Annotated in this window: 16 protein-coding genes, 1 other RNA gene and 5 pseudogenes; all 22 read left to right on the top strand. The window is 56.7% G+C overall.

The features are described from left to right. Positions 1–42 precede the first annotated feature (42 nt). The 22 genes and pseudogenes from AU14_RS20130 (at position 43) to AU14_RS01170 (ending at position 18,107) form a co-directional block, all read left to right on the top strand. Positions 43–306 carry a 2OG-Fe(II) oxygenase gene (locus AU14_RS20130; protein WP_236744664.1) on the top strand — a complete coding sequence of 88 codons (264 nt, stop codon included), beginning with the start codon at positions 43–45 and terminating at the stop codon, positions 304–306. Positions 307–417: 111 nt separating this feature from the next. Then, an RNA gene (gene ffs, locus AU14_RS18855) (signal recognition particle sRNA small type) lies at positions 418–514 on the top strand. A gap of 166 nt (positions 515–680) precedes the next feature. Continuing rightward, positions 681–2,753: a DNA polymerase III subunit gamma/tau gene (dnaX, locus tag AU14_RS01085; protein WP_041338276.1), complete on the top strand. Its 2,073-nt coding sequence runs from the start codon at positions 681–683 to the stop codon at positions 2,751–2,753. Positions 2,754–2,810: 57 nt separating this feature from the next. Beyond that, positions 2,811–3,080, top strand: a complete 270-nt coding sequence (locus tag AU14_RS01090) for a YbaB/EbfC family nucleoid-associated protein (RefSeq protein ID WP_407942807.1) — start codon at positions 2,811–2,813, stop codon at positions 3,078–3,080. 43 nt (positions 3,081–3,123) lie between these two features. Next, positions 3,124–3,719, top strand: a pseudogene (recR, locus tag AU14_RS01095) (recombination mediator RecR). Between the two features lie 186 nt (positions 3,720–3,905). Continuing rightward, complete coding sequence (locus AU14_RS01100) at positions 3,906–4,886, top strand: ribonuclease D (protein ID WP_236744264.1); 981 nt, start codon at positions 3,906–3,908, stop codon at positions 4,884–4,886. Next, positions 4,883–5,176, top strand: a complete 294-nt coding sequence (locus AU14_RS01105; protein WP_041338277.1) for a YcgL domain-containing protein — start codon at positions 4,883–4,885, stop codon at positions 5,174–5,176. Before AU14_RS01100 ends, AU14_RS01105 begins: the two co-directional genes overlap by 4 nt. Continuing rightward, positions 5,173–5,618, top strand: a pseudogene (locus tag AU14_RS01110) (YcgN family cysteine cluster protein). Before AU14_RS01105 ends, AU14_RS01110 begins: the two are co-directional and overlap by 4 nt. Then, positions 5,618–5,961 (top strand): annotated as a pseudogene (locus AU14_RS01115) (hypothetical protein). Before AU14_RS01110 ends, AU14_RS01115 begins: the two co-directional pseudogenes overlap by 1 nt. A 43-nt stretch (positions 5,962–6,004) precedes the next feature. Next, positions 6,005–6,430 carry a vWA domain-containing protein gene (locus AU14_RS19280; protein WP_148312699.1) on the top strand — a complete coding sequence of 142 codons (426 nt, stop codon included), beginning with the start codon at positions 6,005–6,007 and terminating at the stop codon, positions 6,428–6,430. Continuing rightward, positions 6,370–7,812 (top strand): vWA domain-containing protein, encoded by a 1,443-nt coding sequence (locus AU14_RS01120; RefSeq protein WP_148312700.1) that lies wholly within the window; start codon positions 6,370–6,372, stop codon positions 7,810–7,812. Before AU14_RS19280 ends, AU14_RS01120 begins: the two co-directional genes overlap by 61 nt. 320 nt (positions 7,813–8,132) lie before the next feature. Continuing rightward, positions 8,133–8,973: pseudogene (locus AU14_RS01125) on the top strand (AAA family ATPase). Between the two features lie 22 nt (positions 8,974–8,995). Continuing rightward, a complete protein-coding gene (locus tag AU14_RS01130; protein WP_041338278.1) occupies positions 8,996–10,174 on the top strand; it encodes a vWA domain-containing protein in 1,179 nt (392 codons plus the stop codon). A gap of 511 nt (positions 10,175–10,685) precedes the next feature. Next, the gene (locus AU14_RS01135) at positions 10,686–11,060 is read left to right on the top strand and encodes an AraC family transcriptional regulator (RefSeq protein ID WP_236744265.1); all 375 of its coding nucleotides are present in this window, start codon (positions 10,686–10,688) and stop codon (positions 11,058–11,060) included. 18 nt (positions 11,061–11,078) lie between these two features. Then, on the top strand, positions 11,079–12,719 hold the full coding sequence (locus AU14_RS01140; RefSeq protein ID WP_148312701.1) for a tetratricopeptide repeat protein: 1,641 nt from the start codon (positions 11,079–11,081) through the stop codon (positions 12,717–12,719). Positions 12,720–12,861: 142 nt separating this feature from the next. Next, positions 12,862–15,519: a tetratricopeptide repeat protein gene (locus AU14_RS01145; protein ID WP_236744266.1), complete on the top strand. Its 2,658-nt coding sequence runs from the start codon at positions 12,862–12,864 to the stop codon at positions 15,517–15,519. 50 nt (positions 15,520–15,569) lie between these two features. Next, the gene (locus tag AU14_RS20135; RefSeq protein WP_407942839.1) at positions 15,570–15,989 is read left to right on the top strand and encodes a tetratricopeptide repeat protein; all 420 of its coding nucleotides are present in this window, start codon (positions 15,570–15,572) and stop codon (positions 15,987–15,989) included. Continuing rightward, entirely contained in the window at positions 15,990–16,373 is a 384-nt protein-coding gene (locus AU14_RS19680) for a hypothetical protein (protein ID WP_179944714.1), read from the top strand. It abuts the gene before it with no gap. 28 nt (positions 16,374–16,401) lie between these two features. After that, positions 16,402–17,047 (top strand): annotated as a pseudogene (locus AU14_RS01160) (MotA/TolQ/ExbB proton channel family protein). 42 nt (positions 17,048–17,089) lie between these two features. Continuing rightward, positions 17,090–17,290 carry a hypothetical protein gene (locus AU14_RS23090; RefSeq protein WP_330217934.1) on the top strand — a complete coding sequence of 67 codons (201 nt, stop codon included), beginning with the start codon at positions 17,090–17,092 and terminating at the stop codon, positions 17,288–17,290. Further along, a complete protein-coding gene (locus tag AU14_RS01165) occupies positions 17,278–17,622 on the top strand; it encodes an ExbD/TolR family protein (RefSeq protein ID WP_330217935.1) in 345 nt (114 codons plus the stop codon). Before AU14_RS23090 ends, AU14_RS01165 begins: the two co-directional genes overlap by 13 nt. Continuing rightward, on the top strand, positions 17,619–18,107 hold the full coding sequence (locus AU14_RS01170; RefSeq protein WP_041338284.1) for an ExbD/TolR family protein: 489 nt from the start codon (positions 17,619–17,621) through the stop codon (positions 18,105–18,107). The genes AU14_RS01165 and AU14_RS01170 overlap by 4 nt, the downstream gene beginning before the upstream one ends. The last annotated feature ends 104 nt before the right edge of the window (positions 18,108–18,211 follow it).

Here is an 18,211-nt window from a genome sequence, read left to right on the forward strand (position 1 = left end):
CACTACGCTACCTATCAGGCGGGTGACTTTTACAAGAAGCACCTGGACAGCTTTCAGGGGCGAGCATCACGAGTTATCAGTCTGGTGCTGTACCTTAATGAAAGCTGGCGGCCAGAGGAGGGCGGTGAATTGCAGGTGTTCAACCGGGAAAACGATAGCGAGGTCTGTGCCCAGGTTGTACCCGAAGCGGGCCGGATCGCGGTATTCCTGAGCGAAGAAATCCCCCACGAGGTGTTGCCCGCACACCGCACCCGGCACAGTGTTGCCTGCTGGTTCCGGCAAGATGAAGTGCCACTGCCGCTGTAAGATTTAGGATTCCTACTAGGGGAGTCGAATTGGCGTTGTAGTCGGCAAACCCATTTGCTACTATGCGCGCCGCTTTGAGGGAATTAGCCCGAAGCGACGTTATGGTGGCCCCATTGGTGCCTCCGCAACATGAAACCGTGAACCCGGTCAGGCCCGGAAGGGAGCAGCCGCAGCGGTGGAATTGTGTGCCGGAGTGTCGCTGGTGGGGTCACCCCCAGATTTCTCCCTCTTCCGTTGTATTTAAATCCCGGATTAGTCTCGCTCTCCGCACGCTGAAACGCGTTGTTGCGCTGTTTTCTGTGGTTGATCTGTGCTTCTTCTCAAGTTGGGTCCATGCTAAGGTTAAGCCCGTTTTTAACAGCAGTTGGCGGAACATGAGCTACCAGGTACTTGCCCGAAAATGGCGCCCACGCACCTTTGAAGACATGGTGGGTCAGGAACACGTGCTGCAGGCGTTAATTCACGCGCTGGAGAGTCAGCGTCTGCACCATGCCTATCTTTTCACCGGAACCCGTGGTGTTGGTAAAACCACCATCGGCCGGCTGCTGGCCCGGTGCCTGAATTGTGAAACTGGAATTACGCCCCGGCCCTGCGGTGAGTGTTCAAGCTGCACCGAGATCCAGGAAGGCCGATTTGTCGACCTGATCGAAATTGACGCCGCCTCCCGGACTGGTGTCGATGATATGCGTGAGCTGACCGACAACGTTCAGTACGCGCCTACTCGCGGCCGCTATAAGGTGTACCTCATTGACGAGGTTCACATGCTCACCAACCAGTCGTTCAACGCGTTCCTTAAAACGCTGGAAGAGCCCCCCGAACACGTCAAGTTCCTGCTGGCCACCACCGATCCGCAAAAACTGCCGGTAACGGTGTTGTCGCGCTGCTTGCAGTTTAATCTCAAGCGAATGACTCCCGAGCACATTGCCGGTCACCTGAAATTCGTACTGGGCCAGGAACAGATTCCGTTTGAAGATCCTGCGCTGTGGCTGCTTGCGCGTGCAGCCGATGGCAGTATGCGCGATGCGCTGAGTCTTACCGATCAGGCGATTGCCTTTGGGAACCAGAAGCTTGCCGCCAGCGATGTCAGCAATATGCTGGGAACCATCGACCAGCGCGACATAGAGCGACTGGTCAGTGCCCTGGTTGAGCGGGATGGCCCGGGCCTGCTTTCAGAAATAAACCGAATTTCTGACTTTGCGCCGGACTACGGCAATATTCTCGCCGACCTGTTGTCACTGTTCCACCGGGTGACCATGGAGCAGGTAGTCCCTGGCAGCGCTGACAACGCGCTGGGGGATGCCGCTGAGGTTCAGGCCCTTGCCCGTCAGCTAAGCGCGGAAGACGCTCAGCTTTTCTACCAGGCTGCGTTGATGGGCCGGAAGGATCTGACGATTACACCGGACGCCAGAATGGGCTTTGAAATGACCCTGCTCAGAATGCTGGCATTTCGTCCCGGTGCTGATCGTCGCGAGCCGCCGGCCGTCAGTTCTTCCACCCCGACCGGTTCCAACGAGCCTCACGACGAACCCGACCCCGCACGATCATCCAGTGCCGGAGCCGCGCAGCAGAGCGCTGAGCAGAACTCGGCGCCGGCCATCAGTGCTCCTGATCAAGCCGCTCCAGAGCCCGCCACCGAGCCGTTGGCTGTCCAGCCCGGTCCGTCAGAGCAGAATGTAGAGCAGCAGGTTGAGCAGGTGGCTGCACCTGAGGCATCCCCTCATCCCGAAGCCCCTCAGTCCGAAACCCCTCAGCCTGACCAGCCAGAAAACCACCAAGGCGCTGCTGAGCCAGAGCCGCAGTCAGAGACCGGCTCGGAGTACCTCGCAGAAACAGCGCCTGAACCTGAGTCGTCGGATGATGCCTGGTTGGCCAGCCTTGACGCTCAAGCGCCCGATCTGGACTCCGCTGATCAGGATCCTGGATATGATCAACCCCTGGCCACAAGCCCGGATACAGCGTCGGAGCCGGAGCAACAAACAGAGCCGCTTGAAGCGCCCAATGCAGAGCCCGTTTCGCTAGGCCCAGAGTCGGTTCCGCAACATGAACCGGGCACTGAGGGTGAGTTTGTCTGGGAACGGGATTTTCGTTCACTGGAAATAGTCGGTATGCCTGGGAATCTTGCCAGTCACGGGGCCTTGGCCTGGGACGGTAACACCGTGGTACTGACCATTGACGATGGCCACGCGCGTTTGCTCAACGCCCGCCATGAAGAAAAAATCCTGGTCGGGTTGAGAAGTCGGTTTGGCGATGCCACTGAATTAAAGGTGGAACCGGGCAATCCCGGGCCTCATACGCCGGCCGCCTACGAAGAGCGCCAACGTAAGGCGCGTCAGCAAGCGGCTGAAGAGGCAATTCGCAAGGATCCGTCAGTGCAGTCCATCGTTGAACGATTTGAGGCACGGGTAGTCGAAGACAGTATCCGGCCAATTGAGACAAGCAGGAGATAGCGACATGATGAACAATATGGGCGACATGATGAAAAAAGCCAGAAGATGCAGGAAGAAATGCAGAAGGCCCAGGAAGAAATCGCCAAAGCGGAAGTGACTGGCGAGTCTGGCGCTGGTCTGGTTAAAGTCACCATGAATGGTCGTCACGACGTTCGTCAGGTGCAGATTGATCCTTCGCTGATGACAGAAGAAAAGGAAATTCTTGAAGACCTGTTGGCAGCCGCCGTGAACGATGCGGTGCGTCGGGTTGAAGCGAATCAGAAAGAAAAAATGTCCGGGATGATGTCGGGCATGGGCATGCCTCCGGGCTTCAAGATGCCGTTCTGAGATCGGATCATTCCCTGAACTGAATTTGAGGACGTTTCATGGCATTCAGCCACTGGTTGACGAACTGGTCGAGTCGCTCAGGTGTTTGCCCGGTGTCGGTCAGAAAACCGCCCAGCGCATGGCATTCCACCTTTTGGAGCGGGGACGCTCCGGTGGCAGTCGTTTATCCGATGCCCTGAGCAACGCCATGACCGGCGTCCGCCGGTGCAACAGCTGCCAGAATTTCGCAGACACTGAAGTCTGCGGGATCTGCGACAACGGCGCCCGCCGCACCGGTACCCTGTGTGTCGTTGAAAGCCCTTCAGACCTGCTGGCCATCGAGCAGGCGGGCGACTACCGCGGTGGTTACTTCGTGCTCATGGGGCACCTGTCTCCCATCGACGGCGTTGGCCTGAAGAGATCGGTATTGAGCGCTTGCTGGAGCGGGTTAACCAGGAAGGGGTCACCGAACTTATCCTCGCGACCAATCCGACGGTGGAAGGTGAGGCAACAGCGCACTACATTGCCGATCGTCTGGATGGCCGCGATATCCTGATCACTCGTTTGGCCCACGGTATACCGGTGGGTGGCGAACTGGGTTATGTCGACGGTTTCACGCTGACTCATGCCTTCCGCGGTCGAAAGCCGCTCTCCGAATAAACCATCACCAGGTTCCCTTATGACATCTGCAAGCCCGGCTGTTGAAGTCCCGCCAGCCCCTGACAGGATTCACTGGATTACTGAGCCGTCGGCACTGGACGAATGGCTGGAGGGGCTCGGGGATACCCTGCTGGCTCTGGATACGGAGTTCGAGCGGGTAAACACCTTTTACCCGATCCCAGGCTGGTGCAGCTCGGTTACGATGACAACTACTGTCTGGTGGACCCCAACGTGGCCGAAGCGTCGGTACGGTTCAAAGAGTTGCTGGCGGACCCGCAGACACCCAAGCTGCTGTACGCCATGAGTGAAGACCTTGAGCTGTTCAGGCACTGGCTGGGCATTTTGCCGAAGGGTGTTATCGATCTTCAGATTGGTGCAGCTCTGGCTGGTGCCGGTTTTTCCCTCGGCTATGCCCGGCTGGTCGAAAGCCTGTTTGGCGAAACACTCGACAAGTCCGTGACGCGCTCAGACTGGCTGGCCAGGCCGCTGAGCGAAGCCCAGCAGCGCTACGCCGTGGACGACATTCGCTTTCTCGAGCCTATGTACCAGTGGTTGCTCACAGGGCTGAGGGAAAGGGGGTTGGTGTACGCCTTGAGCGAAGAGTCCAGCCGGTTCGCCGATGAGCTGGCAGCGCAGGACAATCCCGAGGATCACTATCTTAAGTTGCGGGGCGGCTGGGCCTTAAGTCCCCAGCAGCAAGCCGTTCTTCGTGAATTGGCCCGGTGGCGCGAACAGGAATGCCAGCGTCAGGACCGGCCCCGGAATCGGGTCTTTGCCGATGCCCTGTTGATTGCGGTGGCAGAACAGATGCCTGAATCCCGCGCAGCGTTGTCTAACATTCAGGGTGTACCATCCGGCGCTGTTCGTCGCTATGGCGATGTGTTGCTGCAACTTGTTGAGGTGGGCCGTACAGCGGATAATTCCAACCTTGAGCGCATTGCACCGCCACTGACGAGAGACCAGCAGGCCTTCTTCAAGACATTAAAGCGCCAATTTAAAAGCGCGGCTGAAGCTGCTGATATTCCGATAGCAATTCTGGCGCCAAGAAAGCGCCTCGAGAAAGTTGTCCAGCAACGGAGTCTGGCTGGGCACGTCTTTTTTCAGGGATGGCGAGAACAGATCCTGGCACCGGTCCGGGCGGATATTGAGGAATTGCTGAGATCATGAAAGAAAGAGAATTTGTGTCTGTATTTCGCAGCAGCAAAAAGCGGGATACCTATCTTTTTGTACGTCGCGGTCTGGATTGGAATGAACTGCCGGAAAGTCTGAGAACGGTGTTCGGCCAACCGGTACACTCCATGGACCTGATTCTGACGCCGTCTCGAAAGCTAGCCCGGACCACGGGTAAACAGGTACTTGCAGCGCTTGAAGAGAAAGACTTCTTCCTGCAGATGCCGGAAGAGCAGGACGGTTACGTCGTAGACTTCAAGAAGAAGATAGAGCCTCGCGATTCATGATTGCGCAGATTCCCTTCTGGCAGCGAAAACGCCTTGACGAAATGACCCTGGCGGAATGGGAATCCCTGTGTGACGGCTGCGGTAAATGTTGCCTCAATAAACTCCAGGATGAGGACACTGACGAGGTCTACCACACCGACCTGGTGTGTCGTTACATGGATCAGCAGAGCTGTCGCTGCACAGTTTACTCCGAGCGGCTGAAGAAAGTGCCGGGCTGCACCGTACTGACATCCGATACGGTAAACGACTACCATTGGCTGCCCCAGACCTGCGCCTATCGCACCCTGGCTGAAGGCCGCCCGCTTGCAGACTGGCATCCATTAAGAAGCGGCGATCCAGCGACGGTGCATCAGGCAGGGGTTTCGATTCGCGACAAGGTCGTCTCGGAAGCCAGGTGCCTGAGGATCAATGGGAAGAACACATCATTCATTGGATACTTTAATGATCGATACTGACGCACAAGTGGCCTACGGGATTTTCTGGTCTGCCTACGCAATTGCCTTCGTTGTGTTCTTTTACATGATGAAGCAGCTGTTCCGATACCTTCCCCTGTACGGCGTTAGAACGCTGTTGTCCGCTGCGCTGGTGGCGTTACTGCTTACCCCGGTGGAGTCTCCGGAACTTGCAGACTGGTGGATTCCGGCGTGGCTGTACGGCGGCTATGAATTGGTACTTGGGGAAACGGAGGCCGCTGGCCGGGCTCTGTTCAATCTCGCATTGCCGGTCTGGTGATGCTACTGGTATGGATACTGGATCTCGTCCGCTACCGTCTGGTTCGACGCTAGCAGAGGGGCCAACAACAATACGGATGATGCCTTGAACGCGACTATGCCCAGATTTCACACGTTGATGTTGGTTATTGCCTTTTTACTGCAGACGGTGCTCCCGACAGCGGCGCAGGCTCAGCAAGCCCCGGAGCTGGTCCTTGCTGACAAATCCGATGTCAGGATCATTGTGGACATTTCCGGGTCGATGAAAAACAACGACCCTGAAAACTTGCGTCAGCCGGCGGTCAGGTTGCTGGCTGAGATGCTGCCCTCTGGTTCGACCGCAGGGCTCTGGACCTTCGGGCAGTATGTCAACATGCTCGTGCCTCATCGGGAGGTCACCGAGCAGTGGCGGGCCGTGGCTCGGGAAAAGTCGGCTCAGATCAATTCGGTGGCCTCAGAACCAACCTCGGCAAGGCTATCGAGGTGGCCGGTGACGGCTACTACACGGGTGGTGTTCTCGAAAACACCCACTTCATTTTGCTGACTGATGGCAAGGTCGATGTGTCGCAAGATACTGGCAAAAATCAGCAAGAAGAACGCCGAATTCTCGAGACTCTTGTTCCTGAATTGGCCGAACAGGGCGCCACCTTTCATCCCATTGCGCTCTCCGCCGAAGCAGACTCCGAATTCCTGAGACAACTGGCCCTTCAATCCGGTGGCCGTCTTCAGGTTGCGGATACCGCCGAGGCTCTCAGTCGAGCATTTCTGGAAGCATTGAATGCAGCGGTCCCGCAGGAACAGATTCCCATCGAAGGGGATGGCTTTACCGTCGATGAAGGCGTCTCCGAGTTCACCGCACTGGTTTTCTGGGGCGAACAGGAAACACGGGATACGCGGAAACTGAAACTTGAGAAGCCCGATGGCAGCTCGGTGGCGCTTACGAGCCTCCCGGAAAACGTGCGTTGGAACCGAGAAGCGGGTTATGACTTGATGACCATCACCGAGCCAATGGCAGGCCGGTGGCGTATTGAAGGTGAGTTGGGTGAGGGCAGTCGCGTGACTGTCGTCAGTGATCTGCGAATGGCGGTTAGTCCGGTACCCGCAAGGTTTTCCGAAGAAACACCTATTGATCTGAATATCGCGTTCTATGAGGAAGGCGAAAAGATTACCGACCCGGATTTTTTGCGGGTTCTTGATATCAAAGTCAGTGTGATTTCCGAGGATGGCCGAAGTGGTACCAAGGACCTATCGGCAGAGCCCCCGGTAGATGGGATGTTCACTGACACCATTGGTCGGCTACCCGATGATGGGGTGTACCAGATCGAGGTAGTTGCCGATGGGCAGACCTTCGGTCGGAAATTCAGCACAACCACCGTGTTCACGGCCGTCTCGCCGGCGCAGGACCAGCCTACAGGTGATGTGGCAGCTGATGCGGAAGAAGCCGAAGTTGCGGTAACCGAGGAAGCCGAAGCTGGATCCCAGCCGGAGCCCATGCCCGGAGAGTCAACGCCCGAGCCGGATTCGGTGACAGAGCCCGCAAGCGTTAATGATATTAGCAGTCCAATTGACGTCAGTGAGGTTGAAACGCCAGAGATTTCCGAAGCTCCGAAGACGGAAGTCGAGCCGACAGACGCCGGAGACGCTGCTGATAGCAATCAAAGCACGTCACCGATGCCCATGTGGGTGTTTGGCGCTGGTGCTGGCGGCGTTGGCCTGATGGCCCTCGTGTGGCTGGCCTTGAGGAAAAAGCAGGCCAAAGCTCCGAAGATACTGATTCTGCTGAGGCGAACGAACCCGTGCCGTTGGTATCTGAAGAGCCTGAGGCGTCGGAAGAAGAACTGGAAGAAGAACTGGAAGAGGAGCCGGAAGCGGCCGTTGCCAGCGAGGTTGAAGACGAAGAGGCCTCTGATGACATTCCTGAGGTAACGGAAGAACTGGACACTGCGAACGATCCCGCAACCCCAGAGACAGATGCCGATGAGGTGCCTGACGAGGAGATCCCGATCGCAGAGAGTGTGGTGCCGCAGAAAGCCGGCGATGAAGAAGAGAGTGAGGAACCGGTCGAGGAACCGATCCTGCAGGACGCCGAAAGTGATGAGGACGAATTTGGGCTTGATGACTTTGATCTGTCCGAATTCGACGATCTTCCAGGCCACAGTGATATTGATTCTGATCAATCGGATGACCAGCCCAAGCCTGACGCCGATGATCAGGACCAGAAAAAGTAACCAACAGGAACTAACGCGATGAAGTTTACCGGTACTGACAAGTACGTAGCCACCGATGACCTGCAAATGGCTGTGAATGCGGCGATTTCGCTCCAGCGTCCACTGCTGATCAAAGGCGAGCCCGGCACCGGCAAGACCTTGCTGGCGGAGGAAATGGCAGCCGCACTCGGCATGAAGCTGATTCCCTGGCACATCAAGTCGACCACCAAGGCCCAGCAGGGGCTTTATGAGTACGACGCGGTGTCCCGCCTCCGCGATTCCCAGCTTGGCGACGAAAAGGTCAAGGACATCAGCAACTACATCGTCAAAGGCAAACTGTGGGAAGCGTTCGATGCCGATGAGCAGGTCGTGCTGCTGATTGATGAAATCGACAAGGCCGACATTGAATTCCCGAACGACCTCCTGCTGGAACTGGATCGGATGGAATTCTATGTCTACGAGACCCAGCAGTTCGTGAGGGCCAAGCAGCGCCCGATCGTGGTGATCACCAGCAACAACGAAAAGGAACTGCCCGATGCGTTCCTGCGCCGGTGCTTCTTCCACTACATCAGCTTCCCGGATCACGAAACCATGCAGGACATCGTGGATGTTCACTTCCCGGGCCTGCAGCAGCAAATTGTCCGTGATGCCCTTGAAGTGTTCTTCGACGTGCGCAAGGTTCCTGCTGAAGAAAAAGCCGTCGACGTCCGAACTGATCGATTGGCTGAAACTGCTGATGGCGGACGAGTTGTCTGCCAAAATGCTTCAAGAGAAAGACACCAGTTCAGCATTGCCGCCGTTGTACGGTGCTCTGGTCAAGAACGAGCAGGATGTTCACCTGCTGCAGAAGCTGGCCTTCATGGCCCGTCGTCGCAGCTGATACTCAGCAAGAGTCTCGTTTTATGTTGATTGATTTTTTTCTCGAAGTGCGGCGTGCAAAGGTGCCCGCCAGCCTACGCGAGTTTCTCGACCTCCTGGAGGCGCTGCAGAATCGTCTGGCGTTTGCCGACATGGAGGAGTTCTATTATCTGGCACGCTTGTGCCTGGTAAAGGACGAGCGTCACTTCGATAAGTTTGATCGCGCGTTCAAGGCTTACTTTGAGGGTATCGAGAACCTTGAAGACCTGATGGAAATGCTGATTCCGGACGATTGGTTGCGTGCCGAATTCGAGAAGCATCTGTCCGAGGAAGACAAGGCGAAGATAGACACTCTGGGGGGACTTGAAGAGCTGATCGAGACCTTCAAGAAGCGCATGGAAGAGCAGAACGAACGCCATGCCGGTGGTAACAAGTGGATTGGAACCGGCGGAACCTCCCCGTTCGGTGCCGATGGTTACAACCCGGAAGGGTTCCGCATCGGCCAGAAGAACGGTCGCCACGGCAGTGCCGTCAAGGTGTGGGAAAAGCGTGCGTTCAAGGATCTTGATGACAGCATCACCCTCGGTATTCGCAACATCAAAGTCGCACTGCGTCGCCTGCGCAAGTTCGCCCGCCAAGGTGCTGCAGACCAGCTCGATATGGACGATACCATTCGTTCAACTGCCCGAAATGCCGGTTATCTTGACCTGAAGATGGTTCCGGAACGGCACAATTCTGTGAAGGTTCTGATCTTCTTCGATGTGGGCGGCTCTATGGACCCACACGTGCGGGTTTGCGAAGAGCTGTTTTCGGCGGCCCGGCTCGAGTTCAAGCACATGGAGTATTTCTACTTCCATAACTTCGTCTACGAGAGTGTCTGGACCAACAACATTCGGCGGATGAATGAGACGACGAGTACCTGGGATATCCTTCACAAGTATTCGCCGGACTACAAGGTAATCTTTGTGGGCGATGCAACCATGGCGCCCTATGAAATCTCCCACCCCGGTGGCTCGATAGAGCACTGGAATGAGGAAGCCGGCGCTACCTGGTTCCAGCGCATATCGGAGCATTTCCGCAAGGTAGTGTGGCTCAATCCGCTACCGGAAAGTTACTGGGGTAATGGCGGTTCTCTGGGCATGGCCAAGCAACTGGTGAATGATCACATGTATCCGCTCACCATCGATGGTCTCGAATCGGCCATGAAGCATCTGAGTAAGTAAAAAAAGCCGATGCGGTTGAGAGCATCGGCAAAGCTCGGCATATCAAGCGGGGGTGCCCTGAAAGGCGTCCCCGCTTTTTTCTATACGCAAATTAAGGGCCACCAACAGAAAACGGCTATTAAACAGGCGGCTAACATAGCCAGCTGACTTACCTCCCTCTAGCGCTTCGATCGCCACTCCTGTCCCTGTTAAAAATTCCGACACCGTAAGTTTCATTTCTGGACTTTTCCAATTGGTGATCTGGATACCGTTCTTGCGAGTTACCGAGTGTTACGCTTCCTGTCAGCGTGTAACAGGAAAAGGCCCTCACCAGGACGGCAGGAGGCAAAACGGCATTATGTTCGGCACAAAACCAATAAGACAGCGCCGTCTACACCTAAAACTTGGATTGCTCCTCAGTTTCTACTTTTGTTTGCCATTGGTGCCGTCGTCAGCCCTTGGGTCAGACATCGACCATGCCATTGACCAGCTCAGGGCCGCGGTTTCTGAACATTCTGCACGAGTTTTTGCTTTGGAACAGCGGCTGCTGCACCCGGCTGATAGTCACCTGTCAGTTTTCCTGACGCTGGGTAGTCCGGATGCCCTGGGGCTTGATTCCGTTGAGCTGTTCGTCAATGGCAAACCGGTGGTGTCTCATTTGTACTCCGAGCGAGAGCAGGAGGCTTTGGAAGAAGGCGGGGTCCAGCAGCTGTTTATTGGCAATCTCCCCAACGGTAGCCATTATCTGAAAGCGGTAGTCACGGCTCGGTCAAGCAATGATCGCTTTCTGCGGAGGGAATCGAGCTACCGTTTTCAGAAGCGTCCGGGGAGTCTGCGGCTTCAGATGACTCTGGAAGCCAAAGCGCCGGAATTCGAACCTCATGTGTCGTTTCTTGAGTGGAAGTAAGCACCCATGATGTTCCGTATGTTCTCATCTCTGAAATTCGCCTTCTCTATTGTGATGCTGAGTTCTGTTCCGTCTTTGGCGGTTCCGGCAACTGGCCAGGCATTGGAAAAGCTTAAGGAGGGATTGGTTCGTTTTGGCGTGACCACGGGTCAGCTTGCACCGGTATCAGAACTTGCAGAGCAGCTGAAGGGAAAGTCCGCAGAGTTTCTCCGAGCACAGGTGCTCATGAGTACAGGAAGAACGGCCGAGGGCATTGAAGCGCTGACAAATGTGGTTGAGGGCCAGTATCACCGAGCTGAAGCCGCGCTCTTGCTGGGTCGGTACCAGGCGGCTCAAGGTGAGATTTCAGAAGCCAGGCAATGGCTTGAATTTGCGGTTCGTGTTGGCTTCGGAGAAACACGGCAGGAGGCTGGCTACTGGCTGGCAGAGCTGGAACTGAAATCAGGCAGGTCCGAGAAAGCCGGGCCGGTCCTGGCAAAGATGGAGGCAGGATTCTGGGCCGCCAACGGGTATTTGAACCTGTCCAGCGAATACGCTCGCTCCGATCTGAATCCCACCCGAGCGTTAGTTGCGCTCCGAGTCGCCATGGCGATGGCAGAGAATGATTCGGATCCTGAGCGAAAGGATCATCTGCTGAATAGGCTTCGGGTTCGTGCCGGCTATCTAGCTCTGCAAAATGACGACCCCGACAAGGCAATCGGATTTCTGGAAAAGGTGTCTCTAGAGTCCGACAACACGCCCCAGGCGCTTTACCTGCACGGACTGGCGCTAGCTGAAAAGGGCAACCATCGGGCCTCCATGCAAAGTTGGCATCGGGCCAAAAAATTTCCGCTGGCGTTTGCCGGCGTGGCCGATGCCTGGATTGCCATGGGTCGCGGCTTCGATCTGTCCGGCTACTTGGGACAGGCGGGAGAGGCCTATCTTGCGGCCAATGCCGCCTTTGAAAGCGAACGGGTTACGCTGCGCAAGCTGGCTACCGGAATACGCGAGCAGGGCGCCTACAAGTCCCTGGTCGAAGATTCACGGGCATCTGATCTCGAGTGGTTCCTGGCAGACAGCCGAACGCTAACACAGCCAAGAATGGCTTATTTGCTGGATTTTTTGGCCCAGCCTGAGGCCCAAAGGGCGGTGCGCCGAGTGGCCGCGCTGAGAGAGTTGGGCCAGGGCCTTGCGCAGCAGCAAAGGGATCTCGGGATATTAGCCCAGTCATTGGCAGACCAGCTGGTATTGCTTGATGCCCAGCATGATGGCGAGGCTACTGAGCATCGCGAGCGCCAAATGACACTGGTTCGGCGGCTGGAGGAGCTAACCACGAAGCCGCTGAATGCTGCTCAGGCAGAGGTCCTTCGCAGTGTCTCGGAAACCCTCTCAGACTCCGCCGACAGCCTGCAGAAACTCAAGGGCCGAGTTAGCGCTCGACCGTCCACAATTCGAAAGCAGCTTGATCAAACCCGGACACTGAGGAACCAGACTGAGCAGCTATCAGCTCGGAGTCTTTCCCTTGCCCAGCAGGCTGAGAAACACCTGGATCAATTGGCGCTGGATTACGTCAATGAGCAGGACAATGAAATGGCTAATGCGATCGATAAAACCGCGCAACAGATCGCCCACCTATACGAATACCTGGCGCTGGAAAACATTGCGGAGGCGACACAGTGAGACGGTTCGTTTTCGCGCTGATGTCTTCATTTCTGATGCCGTTGCCTGCGGCGGGCCAGGAGTCGTTCCGGGTGGAGCTCGGTCGTGACGGTGAGACCATTGCTGATATGCGGCCGGTGTATCTCAAATTCGAATCCAGCCGATGCCGGCCATTTCCCCGGCGGAAGTCGCCCGCCGGTATCAGCAATTGTTCCGGTCGTCTGATGAACCAGCGGTTCGGATTGACGCGCTCAACCGCCTAACCAACATTCGGGATCGCACTGGCCAAGACCTGGGTTTTTCACCCGAAGAAGAAGAGCGTGTCTATGGCGAGGTTCTCAGCAGTTACGAAGCCATACTGGGGCAGGGTTCATTCGGAGGTCGACTCGACGAATTGCTGTACCAGATGGCCAAGGCTTATGCGCTCACCGGGCAGTCGGAACAATCTGTAGATCGCCTTAAACAACTGGTGGGCCTTTATCCCCAGTCCCCACTCGGCCCGGAGGCGCGCTTCCGGATTGCGGAATCAGACTTCTCCGCCGGTCGATTTGCCGAGGCAGAGACCGGTTATCGCGCGCTGTTAGACAGCGAAGACGCCGGTGCTCTCAATGCAAAAGCTCAATACATGCTGGGATGGAGTCAATTCAAACAAGGCCCGTCTGCCTGGAACCGCGCGGGCCCTACTTTTCTGTCCGTTCTGGACCGGTTTCTTCCGGACGCCCAAAGCCTTCAAAACCCACAGCCATCGGCGGTCGACGCTATTGATGACACATTCCGGGCTCTGGCTCTGATGGCCGCACGGAATGACGGTCCGGATACGTTGGCTGGCTGGCTTGAAGCCGACGCACCGCGACAATGGGCATATCTGCTATTCGACCGGCTTGCCGATTTCTACGCGGTCCAAGGGGATTACGAGGCAAGCGTTGCTGCCAACCAATGGTTTGTCCGCTTTCACCCGAGCCACCCCAAGAACCCTGCGTTCATGGCCCAGGTGGCCGATGTGTGGGAGCGGGCCGGCGAACCTGACGAAGTTCGTGCCGCCAAGGCAGATTATGTCGCGATGTATGCTGCCCCATCGAGTTACCAGGCATTGTCTGAGTCGGACCGGGCGAGATGGCGGTCGTACAGTCGGACGCTCGCCGATTTCCACTACAGCCAAGGAACCCTGGCTTTCGCCAACAACGATATGGTTCGGGGTCAGGGCGCCTTTACCGTAGCCGCTAGTTACTATGAATCCCTGGCATCCCGCACTGGGTCTGCGGGTCAGATACTTCGCATCGCCGGTGATGCTCGGTTGCAGGCGGGGGACTATCTCGGGGCGCTCTCGGACTACCAGGGGGCGGCCTATCAAACTGATCATTACGCGGAGGCGGCCGATGCCGGCTGGGCGGCCCTGGTCCTTCTACGCGATGGTCTTGAGGGCGACGGTCGAACTGCTGAGTTCCGGCCTGAACTGGCAACGGTATCTGCCGAGTCTGATCGATTTGAACAGAGCTTTCCTGACGATTCTCGCCTTTCCGGTCTTACTGCCGATCTGGCTTCCCGGTGGTTGGCATCAGGCAATCCGGAATCGGCACTGACCTATGCAGGCCGGACTGTCACCAACGCCAACGCCTCTGCTGAGGAACGCTATGCCGCCTGGTTGGTGATTGCCAAGGTGCGCCAGAGCCAGCACGAGTATGCCTTGGCTGAACGGGCCTGGAAGCAGGTATTGCTGGAAATGCCGGAACCGAACAAGAAGGATTCGGAGGCGAATGCAAAACAACAGCTGGCAGGGGCGATTTACCGACAGGGTGAAGCGGCCAATGCGCGGGGCGACCTAACCAGTGCGGTCAAGCATTTCACCCGGATAGAGGCCGTTCTGCCGGGATCGGAAATTGCCGTCAAAGGGCGCTTTGATGCCGCCAACGCCTTGCTGAAAGCTGGACAGTGGGCGCCGGCCATCGAACAACTCCGCCTTTTCCGCACCAGATTTGCCGACCATGAACTGGCAGCCGGAATCAGCGACAAGCTGGTCCATGCTTACGTGGCTTCGGATCAGCCTGCTCAGGCTGCAAATGAGTTGCTCGACGCAGCGTCGACCGCGGCCGAGCCTTGGCCCTTGCAATTAAAAGCGGCCGAGCTTTTCCACGTAGCCGGAGACCGGGGTAACCGCGACCGGCTCTACTTGAGCTACCTGAAGACCAACCCTAGCGCTGAAGACGCCGGAGAGCACCTTCAACTTCAAACCATAAGGCATCGGTTAATCATTTCCGGTGAACGGGCCGGCAATCTTCGGCAGGCTATGGTGGCAAGTGAACTGGCCAGCCCGTGGCACTCTGAAGAGTCCCTGGCCTGGTCTGCCCGGGCCGCCTTGGTGCTCGGCGCCAGGGATGCCGCGATCTTTACCTCGATTCCCCTGAGCCAGCCACTGGCAGACTCGCTGGATCGAAAACAACGCGCCCTTGAGAGTGCCCGAACACGATTTCTCGAGGCTGAGCAGCTGGGAGGGGAGACCGTGCGCTCGGAGACGCTGTTCCGCCATGCCGAACTTTACCGGGTTTTAGCTAAGGATCTGATGACGTCTTCGGTTCCTGCGGACCTGAACGAACTCGAGGCCATGCAGTATCAAATGTTGCTGGAGGAGGAGGCGTTCCCCTTTGAGGAAAAAGCGATTGCCCTGCACTCCGACAATCATCGCCGAGTGACAGACCACGGTTACGATGCCTGGATTGGCAAGAGCCTGGGCGTTCTGGCGCAACTTAACCCCGGGCGTTATAGCCGTTCCGTGCGGTGGATGACGTGGAAAGACCAAAATGCGTCCAGTGGAGGGCCGGGATGATGGGTAGTCGAAGCGAGGTTTGCGCTCTGTTGTTTGGTGTGTGCATGGCTATGTTAGCGGGTTGCTCTGGCCCTGTGGTAAAGCCGCAGGTCCAAGTCGACCCAGCATTGGCCGCGACTCTGGCAGAGCAGGGTAGGCAAGCATTGGAGGAGGGCAATGCGGGAGCGGCCAAGAGAGCATGGCGGCAGGCAGTGGAGTTAAATCCTGAAGATCCTGTGGTGGTAAACAATTTGGCGCTGCTGTTGGTCGAGGATCGCAGTTTCGTGGAAGCCACGTCACTGCTGGAGCGTGGGCTGGAGCATTCACCCAGGGTTGCGGAGCTTCATTACAACCTGGGGGTGATTGCAGAGCTGTATCTCCTCGATCTTCAGAAAGCACTGGTGCATTACCAGCGTTACCGAGAGCTCTCTGAGGCCGAGGATCAGGCAGTGGCCGGCTGGATCGCTGACCTCGAACGGAGGCTGGACTGAATGATTGAAGTTGGCAGTTGGACAGCAACGGTTGGGAGATTGGTAGGTAGCCTGGTCGCGGTCTTTTTCGGCCTTACTGCTCAAGCTTCATTGGCCTCGGCACCAGGCCAGAGTGCCGAAGTCCAGGGCATAAGCTTAAACTTAAACTTAAACGTGGAGGGGCTGTCGGCGAGCATTGGAGAGGATAATCCGCGCGTGCTATATATTCTGCCCTGGCAGGCGCCCACCTTGCCGCGCCGACCACGGGAAAAACTACAGGATCAGTTTCCTGCGCTGACGCAACCTGTAGATCCGGTCATTTTTGAGGGCCATCGGCTGTTTCGCGAAACTCTCAATCCATCGCTCCTGAGCCCCAAAGAGGGCTCGGTATTAACAACACAATAACCACGCAGTAAATACGGAGAGCAGACACATGCTGGACACGATGGTTCGATTTTTTCAGGAAGGTGGGCCGTTTATGTACCCCATCGCGGTGGTGCTCGCCATTGGGCTTGCTATCACCCTTGAGCGCTTCTTTTACCTCGCCTCGGTTCGCCGAAGAAACCGGGTGGCCTTTGAGCGTGGGATTTTACCGCTCCTGCAGAAACGTGATTACCAGCGTGCGATGAAGGCCGCCAGTAACTCCGACAGCGCGATTGCCGCCATCATGGGTGCAGGCATTGCGCGTTTGCTGAACCACAGTCGGCGCGAAGATATCGAGTATGCGATGGAAGAAGCTGATGGAGGTATTGCCTCGCCTGGAAAAACGCACCCAATACCTGGCCACCCTTGCGAATATTGCGACCTTGCTGGGCCTGCTGGGCACAATTATTGGCCTGATTGCTGCGTTTACCGCAGTAGCGGCTGCCGACCCTTCGCAGAAGGCAAGCCTGCTGTCAGAGAGTATTTCAATCGCGATGAACACCACGGCATTTGGCCTTATGTCCGCCATTCCACTGCTGATGTTTCATGCGTTGCTGCAAACCCGGACCAACGAGATTGTCGACAGCTTCGAAATGGCAGGCGTCAAACTGTTAAATATCATCTCGGATCAACGCAGCCAAACCGCCCCGGCTTAATTCAGGAATGGTTCTGACATGGCCATCACCTCATGAGTAAGTGTGTATGAGACGCGACATCGAAAAATGGCTGCTTCACCGGACCTGGACATCACGCCGTTCATGAACCTCATGATTGTGCTGGTCCCGGTTTTGCTGCTGGGCATGGTGTTCAGCCAGGTGCGCATGATTGAGCTTAATTTTCCCGGTCAAGACACTGCGGTTCATCGGAGCTCAAGGAGCTCAGGCTGGTGGTTACGCTAATTCCGGCCGGGCTCGAAATTGCTGACAGTGAGCGCGGCGTCATCGTGGCATTGCCAGCGAACAAGAATGAGCAGGATTTCGAAGGCTTGAGGCAGGTATTAAAGGAAATAAAACGCCGTGCCCCCGATAAGACCGACGTTATTCTGGAAGTGGGAGCGGATATCGATTACCAGACACTGGTGCACGCCATGGATACGGTGCGTTCGTACCCGGCCGTTGTTGCCGCGAGTGTGGTTGAAGGCGAGCTCTTCCCCGACGTTGCCTTGATGGATGCGCCGGCAGATCGACAGCTCGCTGATGCCAGCGGTGTCGCGGCCAGGGAGGGCGTATGAAATCGTCACGCAAAGCAGGAAGAATTCGGCGTCATTATGGCCGAATGCACCGGGCAGGGGGGCTCAATCTGGTGTCTCTGATGGACATTTTTACCATCCTTGTCTTTTTTCTGATGGTCAATTCGTCCGACGTCAAAGTGATGCAGAACACGGCCGATGTAGCTTTGCCCAAATCCACGGCTGAGCAAGAGGCCGCTGACTCCCTTGTCGTTCAGGTGGCCAGCGGTGTAATCCTGATCCAGGGCCGCGAGGTTGCCCGGCTGGATGGGATCGAAGTGAGCGACTCTCACATCGCAGGCTTGGCCGAGGAGCTAGCGTACCGCCGTCAGCAGCAATCTGTCGTGCCCGAAGCCGGCTTCGAGGTGACCATCATGGCAGGGCGGGATACCAACTACCGGCTGTTGCGCAAGATTATGCAAACCTGTGTTGACCAGCAATTCCGGCAGGTACGCTTGGCCGTTGAGGCGGAGGTGCGCAATGGCTGACCCTCGCCAATGGAACGCAACCAGTGGCGAGCTGCCCTGGAGTTCCTCCGCCAGAGAAGATCGCCAGTTTGCTGTTATAGCCGCTCTGGTCGCCGTTATTTTCC

It is taken from the genome of Marinobacter similis (assembly GCF_000830985.1).
In the GTDB taxonomy this organism is placed as follows: Bacteria; Pseudomonadota; Gammaproteobacteria; order Pseudomonadales; family Oleiphilaceae; genus Marinobacter; species Marinobacter similis.